Origin of the sequence: Cytobacillus sp. T106, assembly GCF_040492155.1 — a bacterium.
GTDB lineage: Bacteria > Bacillota > Bacilli > Bacillales > Cytobacillaceae > Bacillus_AB > Bacillus_AB infantis.
In genome coordinates, this window is sequence record NZ_JBEUMK010000001.1 from 640399 (window position 1) to 653428 (window position 13030).

The 13030-nt window shown below is 46.1% G+C and carries 15 protein-coding genes; 13 read left to right on the forward strand and 2 right to left on the reverse strand.

Going from position 1 to position 13030, the window contains the following annotated elements; translation table 11 throughout:
- Nucleotides 1–66: 66 nt before the first annotated feature.
- Complete coding sequence (locus ABU165_RS03210) at nucleotides 67–1038, forward strand: YpdA family putative bacillithiol disulfide reductase (RefSeq protein ID WP_148949139.1); 972 nt, start codon at nucleotides 67–69, stop codon at nucleotides 1036–1038.
- A gap of 35 nt (nucleotides 1039–1073) precedes the next feature.
- Here the strand turns inward: ABU165_RS03210 and ABU165_RS03215 are convergent, their stop codons facing one another.
- On the reverse strand, nucleotides 1074–2051 hold the full coding sequence (locus ABU165_RS03215; protein ID WP_035403076.1) for an asparaginase: 978 nt from the start codon (nucleotides 2049–2051) through the stop codon (nucleotides 1074–1076).
- A 171-nt stretch (nucleotides 2052–2222) separates the two neighbouring features.
- Between ABU165_RS03215 and prsW the strand changes: the two genes are divergently transcribed.
- The 9 genes from prsW (at nucleotide 2223) to fni (ending at nucleotide 10251) form a co-directional block, all read left to right on the forward strand.
- On the forward strand, nucleotides 2223–2912 hold the full coding sequence (gene prsW, locus ABU165_RS03220; protein ID WP_022544141.1) for a glutamic-type intramembrane protease PrsW: 690 nt from the start codon (nucleotides 2223–2225) through the stop codon (nucleotides 2910–2912).
- 240 nt (nucleotides 2913–3152) lie between these two features.
- Complete coding sequence (gene sleB, locus ABU165_RS03225) at nucleotides 3153–4004, forward strand: spore cortex-lytic enzyme (protein ID WP_094767141.1); 852 nt, start codon at nucleotides 3153–3155, stop codon at nucleotides 4002–4004.
- Nucleotides 4005–4018: 14 nt separating this feature from the next.
- Entirely contained in the window at nucleotides 4019–5368 is a 1350-nt protein-coding gene (gene ypeB, locus ABU165_RS03230) for a germination protein YpeB (RefSeq protein ID WP_094767142.1), read from the forward strand.
- Between the two features lie 183 nt (nucleotides 5369–5551).
- Nucleotides 5552–6211 (forward strand): flagellar brake protein, encoded by a 660-nt coding sequence (locus ABU165_RS03235; RefSeq protein WP_009794823.1) that lies wholly within the window; start codon nucleotides 5552–5554, stop codon nucleotides 6209–6211.
- Between the two features lie 62 nt (nucleotides 6212–6273).
- On the forward strand, nucleotides 6274–6453 hold the full coding sequence (locus ABU165_RS03240) for a YpfB family protein (RefSeq protein ID WP_022544140.1): 180 nt from the start codon (nucleotides 6274–6276) through the stop codon (nucleotides 6451–6453).
- A 152-nt stretch (nucleotides 6454–6605) separates the two neighbouring features.
- Nucleotides 6606–7286 carry a (d)CMP kinase gene (gene cmk, locus ABU165_RS03245; RefSeq protein WP_009794825.1) on the forward strand — a complete coding sequence of 227 codons (681 nt, stop codon included), beginning with the start codon at nucleotides 6606–6608 and terminating at the stop codon, nucleotides 7284–7286.
- A complete protein-coding gene (locus ABU165_RS03250) occupies nucleotides 7283–7864 on the forward strand; it encodes a lysophospholipid acyltransferase family protein (protein ID WP_009794826.1) in 582 nt (193 codons plus the stop codon). Before cmk ends, ABU165_RS03250 begins: the two co-directional genes overlap by 4 nt.
- 161 nt (nucleotides 7865–8025) lie before the next feature.
- The gene (rpsA, locus tag ABU165_RS03255; RefSeq protein ID WP_170939398.1) at nucleotides 8026–9183 is read left to right on the forward strand and encodes a 30S ribosomal protein S1; all 1158 of its coding nucleotides are present in this window, start codon (nucleotides 8026–8028) and stop codon (nucleotides 9181–9183) included.
- A 12-nt stretch (nucleotides 9184–9195) separates the two neighbouring features.
- Nucleotides 9196–10251 (forward strand): type 2 isopentenyl-diphosphate Delta-isomerase, encoded by a 1056-nt coding sequence (fni, locus tag ABU165_RS03260; RefSeq protein WP_318059505.1) that lies wholly within the window; start codon nucleotides 9196–9198, stop codon nucleotides 10249–10251.
- An 840-nt stretch (nucleotides 10252–11091) separates the two neighbouring features.
- On the opposite strand, the gene ABU165_RS03265 is transcribed toward fni, so the two are convergent.
- Nucleotides 11092–11235: a YpzI family protein gene (locus ABU165_RS03265; protein ID WP_009794829.1), complete on the reverse strand. Its 144-nt coding sequence runs from the start codon at nucleotides 11233–11235 to the stop codon at nucleotides 11092–11094.
- Between the two features lie 106 nt (nucleotides 11236–11341).
- Between ABU165_RS03265 and ABU165_RS03270 the strand changes: the two genes are divergently transcribed.
- From ABU165_RS03270 to ABU165_RS03280, 3 genes are read left to right on the forward strand one after another with little or no spacing between them, the layout of a single operon-like run.
- Entirely contained in the window at nucleotides 11342–11950 is a 609-nt protein-coding gene (locus ABU165_RS03270) for a YphA family membrane protein (protein WP_009794830.1), read from the forward strand.
- Nucleotides 11947–12837, forward strand: coding sequence for a YIEGIA family protein (locus tag ABU165_RS03275; protein ID WP_009794831.1), 891 nt, complete (start codon nucleotides 11947–11949; stop codon nucleotides 12835–12837). Before ABU165_RS03270 ends, ABU165_RS03275 begins: the two co-directional genes overlap by 4 nt.
- The gene (locus ABU165_RS03280; protein ID WP_009794832.1) at nucleotides 12827–13012 is read left to right on the forward strand and encodes a capping complex subunit for YIEGIA; all 186 of its coding nucleotides are present in this window, start codon (nucleotides 12827–12829) and stop codon (nucleotides 13010–13012) included. Before ABU165_RS03275 ends, ABU165_RS03280 begins: the two co-directional genes overlap by 11 nt.
- Nucleotides 13013–13030: the final 18 nt, after the last annotated feature.

Consider the following 13030-nt stretch of genomic DNA (forward strand, 5'->3'; position numbering starts at 1 on the left):
TATAAAGGAGTCCCTGCCTGTCAGACGGGGAAAAAAAGAGAATGCTTAAGTAAGGAGCGCTGACATATGAAATCGGAAGATGCGATTATTATAGGAGGAGGCCCCTGCGGACTTGCAGCAGCCATTGCGTTAAAGGAAGCGGGAAAGGAACCCCTTGTGATTGAAAAAGGAAACATTGTTAATGCCATCTATCATTATCCGACCCATCAGACTTTTTTCAGTACGGCTGAAAAACTTGAAATCGGAGGGGTGGCTTTTGTTACAGAAAATTATAAGCCGCAGAGGAACCAGGCCCTTGTGTACTACAGGGAAGTGGCAAAGAGGAAGCAGCTTAATATCCGTGCGTATGAAAAGGTCCTTGGAGTCACGAAGGACCAGGAAGGCTTTGTCGTCCAGACGGATAAAGGACAATATACTGCTCCGTATGTAATTATTGCGACAGGCTATTATGACAACCCGAATTATCTTGATATACCAGGGGAAGACCTTCCCAAGGTTTTTCACTATTTCAAGGAAGCCCACCCTTATTTCAATAAAGATGTAGTGGTGATTGGCGGAAAGAACTCAAGTGTGGATGCAGCCATCGAGCTTAACAAAGCGGGTGCGAGAGTAACAGTTTTGTACAGGGGAAGCCAATACTCCCAAAGCATCAAACCGTGGATTTTGCCGGAATTTGAATCACTTGCACGGTCAGGCCAAGTGAAAATGGAATTTGATGCAGAAGTGAGAGAAATCACCGAGACCCAAGTCATTTATGAAAAAGAGGGCAGGCAGGAAGCGGTAAAAAATGATTTTGTTTTTGCTATGACAGGCTACCATCCTGATCACACCTTCCTTAAAAAGATGGGGATTGTCATTGACCCCGCATCAGGACGGCCGCATTACAGTGAAGAAACGATGGAAACAAATATTGAAGGAATCTTTATAGCGGGCGTGATTGCAGCGGGCAATAATGCAAATGAAATATTCATTGAAAATGGCCGCTTCCATGGCGGGATCATTGCGGAAGCTATAAAGAAGCGTGAATCGGACAGCTGAATATGAAAGGGGCACCGCAACCGGTGCCCCTTTCATTATACTTGGAAAAGCCTTTCAATATGCTCCATTTCATCAGTGAGGGTCAGCGCGATCAGCAGTTTCAGGCGTGCTTTCTGACCGTTCAGGCCGTTTGAAAAAATGACTCCAAGCTCTTTCAGCTGCTTGCCGCCGCCCTCATAGCCATATACATCCTGGGCAATCCCATTGAAGCATCTGGACACAAGGACAACGGGTATATTGGCTTCTATCAGGCTTTGAACCCCAACAGCTGCTGCAGGCGGAAGATTGCCCTGTCCAAGCGCTTCAATGACCACGCCATCCATCTGCAGGTCTTTGATTGCCATCAGCAATGAGGAATCCATTCCGGCATGCGCTTTTACGAGCACGACCTTTTTGGAAACATCGGATATCTGGTAGCTTTCTTTGGTGAGTGGCGAGTGGTGAAAGAGCACCCCCCTCTTAGTGACAATCCCGATCGGTCCATATTGGGGACTTTGGAAAGTTGAGACATTGCTGGTATGGGTTTTAGTGCAATTCTCCGCTGTGTGGATCTCATCATTCAGAACAACCAGTACCCCTTTATTCATAGCCTCGCTGCTTACAGCCACCCTCAGTGAGGCTATCAGATTATACAGGCCGTCCGATCCTATTTCATTGCTTGACCGCATGGCACCGGTAACAATCACAGGGATTGGCGCCTGGAGGGTAAGATCAAGAAAATAAGCTGTCTCCTCGAGTGTATCCGTTCCATGGGTGATGACTGCTCCGTCTATTTTCCCAGTCTGGTAGTGCTTGTCTATTAAATCCCTTAGTACAAGCATTTCTACTGGTGTAATATGCGGTGAAGGCAGATGAAAAGGCTCTTCAACTATGATATCGGCCAGTTCAAACAGCTCATTCGTTTTATCTGTCATAGGATTCTTTTCTGTAGGTACGACGGCACCGGTTGAAGCATCTTCACTCATTGAAATCGTGCCGCCTGTATGGATGATGAGTATTTTTTTCTTTGTCATTTCTATAGCCTCCAGGATGATTTGCAGAAAATGCTGCGGAAGGGAGGAATTCATGGGAATCCTGTACCGCTGCCTTTTCCCCATAAAATAAGCTTGATCTATGATTAATCCATTTTCATTATCATAATATCATGATACGATTAAGAAAACAGATTGAAAAGAGGACAGCTCATGCTGGGAATATTATCTGCCGGAATAGCTCCTGGTCTGGCTTTGCTTAGCTACTTTTATTTAAAGGACGAATACGATTCCGAGCCAGTTTCAATGGTGTTCAGGACTTTTCTTTTTGGTGCCCTGCTGGTGTTCCCGATCATGTTCATCCAGTATGTCCTTGAGACCGAGCAGATTGTCCAATCTGATATTGTCAGTGCATTCTTTTCCGCAAGTATGCTCGAAGAATTTTTCAAATGGTTTATTTTATTCTATACCGTTTATCAGCATATAAGCTTTGATGAACCGTATGATGGCATTGTTTATGGTGCAAGCGTATCCCTTGGCTTTGCCACTGCGGAAAATATCCTGTATCTTATTGCCAATGGGCTGGAATATGCGATTGGCCGTGCCCTGCTGCCGGTTTCTAGCCATGCATTATTCGGTGTCATAATGGGCTACTATATCGGAAAAGGCAAGTTTACGGCTGAATCAAGGAAGAAATGGATCAGCCTCTCACTCTTTTTGCCTTTTATCCTCCATGGAACCTATGACTTTATTCTCGTATCCCAGGAACATTGGAAGTTTATCATGGTTCCCTTCATGATTTTCCTCTGGTGGTATGGCCTCAGAAAGGTCAAGATGGCCAGGGCAATGAGCATGAAACAGATCGAGGAGAGCTTTGATTATCAGAAAACCCTTTACCCCTAGGTGAAGGGTTTTTTTAGTTAAGGAAGCCAAACCTCCCTAAAAGGCAAAGAACGCCTTTCCGGGAAGTTCGGCTTATGCCTGTCGGGGGATGATCAAGGCGCTTGCGCTTTTGTTCCGGGGGCATAAGTATTGCCTTCCATATATTTACTACCGTCAAATTACTCTCATTTGCATAAAAACCCAGCCTCTGAAAAAAATAGGGTTAATGTTAATTAGATTATCATCTGGGGGTTGCTATCCATGAAAAACAAATTATTGGTGATTAAGCTGGCTCTGCTCATTCCGCTTTTTGCAGCCGCACTCCCGCTGCTGGGGCCATCTGAAAAAGCAGATGCTTTTTCAGCTCAGGTCATCCAGCATGGTGCTGTGGGCGATGATGTTATTGAACTTCAGTCAAGGCTTCAGTACCTCGGGTTTTATAACGGTAAAATCGACGGGGTATTTGGATGGGGAACTTACTGGGCGCTGCGTAATTTCCAATACGAATTTGGTCTGCCGATTGATGGGCTGGCAGGCCAGGAAACAAAGGCCAAGCTTGCAAAAGCTTCCAAGTACAACGAACAGTTTGTAAAAGAACAAGTCAACAAAGGCAATAAATTTACCCATTATGGCGGTGTTGACCTGGACAAGCAGAAAAAGCCTTCAGGCGGTGCTGGACAGGGCGGAGGCGGTGGCCAGAGCGCCCCGGCAAAACCTGAAGCCAAACAGCCTTCTGCTGCCAATATCCCATCAGGATTTTCGCAGAATGACATACAGCTGATGGCAAACGCAGTTTATGGAGAAGCAAGGGGAGAGCCTTATACAGGCCAGGTGGCTGTGGCAGCTGTCATCTTGAACCGGGTGCAAAGCGCTACCTTCCCCAACACAGTTTCAGGCGTGATTTTTGAGCCGCGCGCTTTTACGGCTGTGGCAGACGGCCAGATATGGCTGACACCGAATGAAACTGCAAAAGAAGCAGTGATGGACGCTATGAACGGCTGGGATCCAACCGGCGATGCGCTCTATTATTTCAATCCTGATACGGCGACCAGCGGATGGATTTGGACGCGGCCGCAAATCAAAAAGATCGGAAAACATATTTTCTGTGAATAGAGAGGTGGTTTACAGTGATTAGAGGGATACTTATTGCCGTACTCGCCCTTGGAGCTGCGGGTGCCGGCTTTTGGGGATACCAGGAGCACAGGGAAAAGAATGCGATTCTTATTAATGCAGAAAACAGCTATCAAAGGGCCTTTCATGACCTGACATACCAGACCGACCTGCTTCATGACAAAATTGGGACTACATTAGCCATGAATTCCAGGGAATCCCTATCACCGGCGCTTGCGGATGTCTGGAAAATAACATCCACGGCCCATAGTGATGTTGGCCAGCTGCCGCTTACACTTATGCCATTCAATAAGACAGAGGATTTTCTTGCGAAGATCGGGGATTTCAGCTACCGCACAGCAGTCAGGGATCTGGACAAAGAACCTTTGTCAGATAAAGAGTATAAGGCGCTTCAGGGGCTTTATAAAGAATCAGCCGATATCCAGCAGGAGCTCCGCAAAGTCCAGCATATGGTCCTGAAGAATAATCTCAGATGGATGGACGTTGAAATGGCGCTTGCCTCCAATAAACAGCCAATGGACAATACAATCATCGACGGGTTCAAAACCGTGGAAAAGACGGTTGAGAGTTATGGGGAGACCGATTTTGGCCCCGCCATGGTCAATTTGCAGAAAGATGATTCAAATTATAAATATTTAGAGGGAGAGGCTATTTCAAAAAATAAAGCCCGCTCCATTGCTGAGAAATATGCAGGAATGGGGAAAAAGGCGGCTGTAAAAGTAACGGAAAACGGAAAAGGCTCTGACTTCGGCTTCTACAGTGTCTCTGTCCAGGATCCGAAAACCGGCAGGGAAGCCAATATGGATATAACAAAAAAAGGCGGATATCCGATCTGGTTTATCCTAAGCAGAGATGTAAACGACCAGGCTGTCAGTTTGAATGAAGCCGGGAATAAAGCCATTAAATTCCTCAGTGACAATGGATTTAAGGATTTGGACCTGTTTGAAAGTACACAATACGATAATGTCGGAGTATTTACTTTCGTATCCAAACAAGATGATATCAGAGTCTATCCTGATTCGATAAAAGTAAAGGTGGCCCTTGATAACGGGCAAATGATTGGCTTTTCAGCAGAAGATTATCTTAAGTCACACCACATAAGGGAACTGCCTGAAGCGGGCTTAAGCCAGGAAGAGGCAAGGGACAAGATCAATCCTAATCTGAAGATACAGGAAACGAGACTTGCGGTAATCATTAATGACCTTAACCAGGAAGTATTATGCCATGAATTCCTGGGTACAATGGGCGATGACACATATCGGATTTATATCAATGCTGATTCAGGCATTGAAGAAAAAGTGGATAAGCTGCAGAATGCAGAGCCCATTTACGAAGATGTGGTTTAAAAGGAATGTACTGCAGGGCCCGGGGATATTCCCGGGCTTTTTAATATCACAAAAACAGGTCTTTGGAACTATATAAGGTCTTGATTCACCCATGGGTCCCGTGTCATAATTAAATGACAGGATTATCCTTTTGTCTGATTGGAAAGCGTGTATTTAAGAGAGAGCAAGAGAGAGTGGGTCAGCATGATAAAAATTGGAGATTCAATAACACTTGAAACAGTGAATGGACATAAAGAAGAAATATATAGATGCAAGCTGGCCGAAAAGAATGACAATGCCCTTTTCATTGATTACCCGGTCAATGTAAAATCAGGAAAAACAGCCTTCCTGCTTGACGGTACACAGCTTAAAGCTACATTCGTCTCAGATGACGGATCCGTTTTCTTATTTACTACAGAAGTAAAAGGAAGGGTTAAGCAGAATATCCCGTTAATGGTCTTATCCTATCCGGGCCCGAAGCAGCTTATCAAAATCCAGAGGCGGCAGTACGTGAGGATCGAAGCAGCCATCGATGCTGCTGTACAGCCGATTGGCCGCGAATTTTCCCCGTTTAAGGCTGTAACGGAAGACATCAGTGCCGGCGGGGCAAGTCTGCTTGTGGATAAAGACAGCCCGCTCGATGCAGGCATATTTATAAAAGTACTGCTGGTGCTGGCCCTTCAGAATGGGGACTATCATTATCTGAAAGCAGATGCAAAAATTGTGAGAATCATAGAGCATAATGAACTGAAAAATAAGGCATCGATTGAATTTGCAGATCTGGGCCCATCCGGCAGGCAGCTTCTTCTCCGCTTCTGTTTTGACAGGCAGCTTGCCCTTAAGAAAAAAGGCCTGGAAGCTTAACGAATAATTGCCTGCCTGGATGCCAATAATGATAATAAGATTGTCAACAGGCGGGGATGGAAATGAAGATGCTCGAACGGCTGATTGTGAAAGCAGTCATTATCCAGCTGCTCTTTTTGCTCGCAGCCCAGGTACTGCTCCATAAATATGATGTCATGCCTGAGCTGAAGCAGCTTGCCCAGTACGAAGGTGTGGCAAAGAATAGCTTTGAGGAGCTGCTGGAGACTTTCGGCGGAAAATGAGCGGGCATAAGCGGCCTGCTTTTTTTGTATGCTTAAACCCCTTCAGAGGCAGGTCAAAGGACAAAATATTGATAAAAAACCAGCTGATAATATGTTAAAATGGTTCTTGTAAGTTTTAGTGAAACCCAACTGGAAGCGTAACAGGAGGAAATATGATCAAAAAAATCTCAATTGCCATCGATGGCCCTGCAGCAGCAGGAAAAAGCACTGTGGCAAAAATTGCAGCTGAAAAGCTATCATATATTTATATAGACACAGGGGCCATGTACAGGGCACTCACATATAAAGCCATTGAGGCAGGCGCTGACCTGGAAAATGAAGATAAGCTGATGGATATTCTCACAGGCATCCAGATTGACTTGCTTCCAGGTGAACAGGGGCAAATTATCCTTGTGGACGGTGAAAATGTTACTGAAGTGATAAGAACAGCCGCTGTTACCAACTCTGTATCGATTGCTGCGAAGCACCGCAAGGTCCGGGAAGAGATGGTCAGAAGGCAAAAAGCATTCTCGATCGGCGGCGGGGTAGTTATGGACGGCCGTGATATCGGTACCCATGTCCTTCCCCATGCAGAGGTAAAAGTATTCCTGCTTGCATCAGTTGATGAGAGGGCCATGCGGAGACATCAGGAGAATATAAAGAAAGGCTACCCGTCAGATCTTGAACAGCTGAAAACCGATATTGCATACCGGGACAAGCTGGATTCTGAAAGGGAAGTAGCGCCGCTTAAAAAAGCTGATGATGCAGTGGTAATTGACACTACCTCGCTTGCTATTCCGGAAGTTGTAGAGAAGATCATGCTGCTTGCTGAAGAAAGGATCGGATTGACTTGACATTCTATTCTTTTGTAAGATCAGCCGTTTACGGCGCGCTGAAACCGATATACCGTTTTGAGGTGATCGGGAAAGAGAACTTTCCTGCTGAGGGTGGCGTGCTGCTGTGCAGCAACCATATCGACAATCTGGATCCGCCCGTTGTAGGGATTACTGCTCCGAGGCCGGTTCACTTCATGGCCAAGGAAGAACTTTTTAACCTGCCGGTACTAGGGACAATAGTCAGGAATTTGAACGCCTTTCCGGTTAAGAGGGGCATGAGCGACAGGGAAGCTCTAAGGAAAGGGATTGGCCTTTTGAAGGAAGGAAATGTTTTAGGGCTCTTTCCTGAGGGTACAAGAAGTAAAACAGGGGAGTTGGGAAAAGGCCTTGCAGGGGCAGGCTTCTTTGCTTTGAGGGCACCGGCCCATGTAGTACCCTGTGCAATCATTGGCCCATACAAGCCGTTTAAGAGATTGAAGGTAGTGTACGGGAAGCCTCTGGATATGGAAGAAGCACGGAAAAACAGAGCGTCCGCTGACGAAGTGACGGAGATGATCATGCAGGAAATCCGCCAGCTTATTGAGCAGCACAGATAAGTCTTCTTGCTTGACAAATAAAGCTATTTGTAAGAAGTTAGAGGAAAGGCATCTTTTTAGAATATTCTATGTCTTTAATTTAGGACCTTGTTTTCCGCTGTGAAAATATCACATCTACTATAAAAGATTGCAAGCAGTCATTGGATTAAGGAGGATTACATATGTCAGAAGAGATGAATCAATCAGAAGAAATGAATTCAATTGAAGTAAAAAACTTTGAGGTGGGCGACCGCGTAACTGCGAAAGTCACCAAAGTGGAAGAAAAGCAGGTTGTTGTGGATATCCAGGACAGCAAGCTTGACGGGATCATCCCGATCAGCGAGCTCTCAAGCCTTCACATTGAAAAAGCGGAAGATGCTGTGGCTGAAGGTGATGAGCTTGACCTGGAAGTACTCAAAGTGGAGGAAGAGGCACTTATCCTTTCAAAGCGCAAAGTGGATGCAGTAAAGGCATGGGACACACTTGAAGAGAAATTCAACAGCGGCGAAGTTTTTGACGCTGAAATTAAAGATGTGGTCAAAGGCGGCCTGGTAGTGGACCTTGGCGTCCGCGGCTTTGTACCGGCTTCGCTTGTTGAAGCACATTTTGTGGAAGACTTCTCAGATTACAAAGGCAGGACCCTTTCTTTCAAAATCGTGGAGCTGGATAAGGAGAAAAACCGCCTGATCCTTTCACACAGAGCTGTTGTGGAGGAAGAAAAGGGCAGGCAGAAGCAGGATATCCTTGCTAACCTCCAGGCAGACCAGGTTCTGGATGGTACTGTCCAGCGCATCACTGACTTCGGCGCATTTGTCGATATCGGCGGAATTGACGGACTTGTCCATATTTCCCAGCTTTCATACGAGCATGTTGAAAAGCCTTCCGATGTAGTGGAAGAAGGCCAGAAGGTACAGGTAAAAGTGCTGAGCGTAGACAGGGATAATGAGCGCATTTCCCTATCCATCAAGGAAACATTGCCTGGGCCATGGTCTGATATCGCAGAAAAGGCCCCGAAAGGAAGCACTCTTGACGGAGTTGTGAGACGCCTTGTATCTTATGGAGCGTTTGTTGAGGTATTCCCGGGAGTAGAGGGTCTTGTTCACATCTCCCAGATTTCCCACAAGCATATTGGTACGCCGCATGAGGTGCTTGAAGAAGGCCAGCAGGTACAAGTAAAGGTACTGGATGTAAATGAAAACGATCAGCGTCTGTCTCTAAGCATCAAGGATCTTGAAGAAAAAGAAGCTGAGTATGATACAAGTTATGAGATGCCTGAAGAAACAAAAGGCTTCCAGCTTGGTGAAATGATCGGTGATCAGTTAAAGAATCTGAAAAAATAATGGTGATATAATTTGTCAAGATCTAAACGGAAATGGGATCATATAGAATTTGCCCTTTCAACAGGTCAAAAGCGCATTGCCGGATTTGACGATATTGATTTTATTCATCAAAGCTTGCCTGATTCTGCTGTGGATCAAGTAAAAATAGAAACTGAAATTGGCGGACTTAACCTAAGTTCGCCAATTTTAATAAACGCGATGACAGGCGGCGGCGGTGAAAAAACGCTTAAAATCAATCAGGAGCTTGCCATGGCTGCGGCCGAAACAGGCCTCGCCATGGCAGTGGGCTCGCAAATGGCAGCTTTGAAGGATCCTGCCGAACGGGAGTCATACAAAATTGTGCGGCAGGAAAATCCGAAAGGGATTGTGATCGGCAACCTGGGAAGTGAAGCAGATGCCGAACAGGCTAAGAGGGCAATCGAGATGATTGAAGCGAATGCCCTGCAGATACATCTGAATGTGGTCCAGGAACTGACGATGCCAGAAGGAGACCGGGACTTCAGGGATGCCTTGAGAAGGATCGAGTCTATTTGTAAAAACGTCCAGGTGCCTGTGATTGTAAAAGAGGTTGGATTCGGGACCAGCAGAGAAAGTGCTGCAAAGCTTGCAGCTGCCGGTGTTTCAGCGATCGATGTCGGGGGATTTGGCGGCACAAACTTTGCCAGGATTGAGAATGAAAGAAGAGAACGGCTCCTTTCGTTTTTCAATGGCTGGGGGATACCTACTGCCACCTCAATCCTTGAGGTAAAAGCAGAAGAAACGGGAGTCAGTATCATCGGTTCCGGCGGCATCCAGACAGCTTTCGATGCAGCGAAAGCCATTGCCTGCGGCGCAGATGCTGCTGCAATGGCCGGATACCTCCTGAAGATTCTTATGAGCGAAGGTCATGTACAGCTTATTAAGGAAATACATACCCTCCATGAGGAGCTCGCTTTTATTATGGCTGCGCTCGGGGCTGAAACAATAAAGGACCTCCAAAGAGCCCCATTCATCATATCAGGCAAAACCCATCATTGGCTGTCTGAACGGGGGATAAACACAAAGGTTTTTAGTCAGAGGAATATATAGGAATTGGCTCCTGCTTAATTAGCGGGAGTTTTTTTGTATTGCTCATAGGTTAACCGTAGAGGACTACTTTTGTGGAAGAGCGGAGCTGGGACGACTAATGTGGCAAAAAGAAAGAATAGTGGTTCCAGCCACCGAAGCTGGGACCACTATTGTGATGAAAAGAAAGAATAGTGGTTCCAGCCACCGAAGCTAAAACCACTATTGTGGCAAAAAAGAAAGAATAGTGGTTCCAGCCAACAAAGCTGGGACCACTATTCTGATAGAAGCGAAAATAATGGTTCCAGCCATAAAAGAGTGATCTATTAAATTCCCTAGATTGTAGAGGACAAAGGCCCTTTTAAGAAGCTGTCACAGAACGCGACACCCTTAGCCTGCGTTCCTCGTTGGAACAGTCGCTCCGCTTTTCTGTTGTCCATCTCCAGGAGCTAGCCCCTCGAGTCATAAGCCACCCAAGAATTAAAGGCAAAGAACGCCTTTTATTCTGGTGCGTCTTATGCTTGTCGGGTCTGAGCAAGGCGCCCTCCGCTTTTCTATTGTCCAGCTCCAAAGCCCAGCCCCTCTTGTCAAAAGACACTCCTGAATTAATGGCAAAGAGCGCCTTTTATCCAGGAGCGTCTTGTGCTTGAGGCCCACAGGATGCAGGTCATGCAGGCGTTGCCGCAGGACGTGGCGCCCTTAGCCTGCGCTCCTCGTTGGAACAGTCGCCTCCGCTTTTCTATTTGTCCACCTCCGGCTCCTAGGTGCTCGAGTCATAAGCCACTCCTGGATTAAAGGCAAAGAACGCCTTTTATCCAGGAGCGTCTTATGCTTGTCGGGGCTGAGCAAGCGCCCTCCGCTTTTCTAGCTATACTTAGAGTCATTCATGCCCCTGGCTTCTTCCGGGCTTTGAAGCTTGGTCGCCCCTGGATAGTGAAGGGCCTGGTCGCGGTCAGATTCGACTCTTCCGCCTGCTTTTAATTTTTTCTCCTGTCTGTCTTTTCCCATGATTAACACCCCCTGCTATTTAAGATGAAACAAGGACAAAAGTTTATGTAATAAAGATTAAAGTACATAACTATTACCCATAATGGAAATGATAGGTGGTGGTAGTGTGGAAGGCTTTTTCTTTTATATGGGCGCCTGGTGCTGCTGGATTGCAGCGGCATTTTTTATGAAAAGACAGCAGAACGGAAGGACGGCTTTGTCGGCTTGCCTTTTGATTGCCATTATTGTTTCGCCTTATACAATTTCCTTGGGCAGTCTCCATATTTCAGCAGCAGGAGCTTTCATTTTGATTTGCTGCTATGCCGAGGCTGCCCGCATAACAAGGCTTAAAGCAATTTATTTTTTTGTTTCTGTTTTTATGATCATGCTTGCGTATACAAGTTTTCAGCTTTTTGCTCTTTTTGATCCTGTTTGGGTGGTTTTCAAAAAAGAATGGATGCTGGCAGCCATCATGTTTGCTATGTCTGCCGTACTTTTTACCGACTGCAGGAAAAGAATTGCAGCCATGCTGACAGGTGCCATTCAGGGGGATTTCCTCTTTTCAATGGTACTGGAGAAATTGTCCCTGGCCTATGAGGCCTGGTCTTTTTCTTTTCTTGATATGGCAGCTATATCATCATGTGCATTGCTTCTGTGGGACGGATTTGTCAAACTCGCAGCATATTTAGAGCGGCAGGCAGCCAATCTGGAAAAGGAGAAACAAAAGATATTATGAGTGATTATACATACCCGATTGTTTTTGGCCTGATTATTGGAACGGCCACAAGGATGTACATGCTGCGGACGGATTACCGGCAGTACCCGACATATCTGCATGGTAAAATCATACACCTTGCCCTTGGGTTCATTGCTGCGGCTCTCGGGACGGTTGCTGTTCCTTCTATTCTGGAACAGGATTTTACAGCGGTGACTTTTTTGACTCTTGCGGCAAGCCAGTTCCGGGAGGTCAGGAACATGGAAAGAAATACATTGGCAGAACTGGATTCCTATGAATTGGTATCCAGGGGCAAAACCTATATTGAGGGAATTGCCGTTGCTTTTGAAAGCCGGAATTATCTTGTGATATTCACTTCCTTGATCAGCACCCTTTGTTATATTGTGATTAACATCTGGGTCGGCATCATAGCGGCCATACTGTCTGTGCTGATATCAAAGAAGCTCATGGCAGGCGGAAAGCTCAGGGATATTGTGGAAATTGAATATATGGAACCGCGCTTTGATGGGGCTGGCCTTTATGTAGACAATATTTATATCATGAATATCGGGCTGCCTGCAAGGCAGGAGGAAGTGCTGAGATATGGAATGGGATTCATTTTAAAGCCGAAATCTTTTGACGCGCGTTCAACCATCGCCAATCTTGGCCAAAGACAGGCGATCCTCCACGATGTCTCGATCGCGATGGGGGTTTACAGGGATTCCGGGACACCTGCGCTCGTCCCTCTCGCCAAGCGGGATTTGGACGATGGAAGAGTCGGGGTTTTTCTTCTGCCCCAGGAGAAGGACATTGAAAGGGCCATTAAAGTGATCGGCAGTGTGCCGACGCTTGAAAATGCCATAAGGATGCCGTCTGAACGGGAAAGGAAGAGCGGAAATGGTCATTGAGAAATTTATTTTGGCAGTGATTACGACGAACCCAAAGAAGGCACCTTCAGGGGCAGCTGTATTTCATTGTGACGACAAAAAAGAGATGGAGCATGTGGCTGCCAACCTTGAAGCCATTTTAGACGGAATTGCCCACGCTCTGACAGATGAAATGTATGTAATTGTCAAGCATTGATGGTTCTTCCAATGTTTT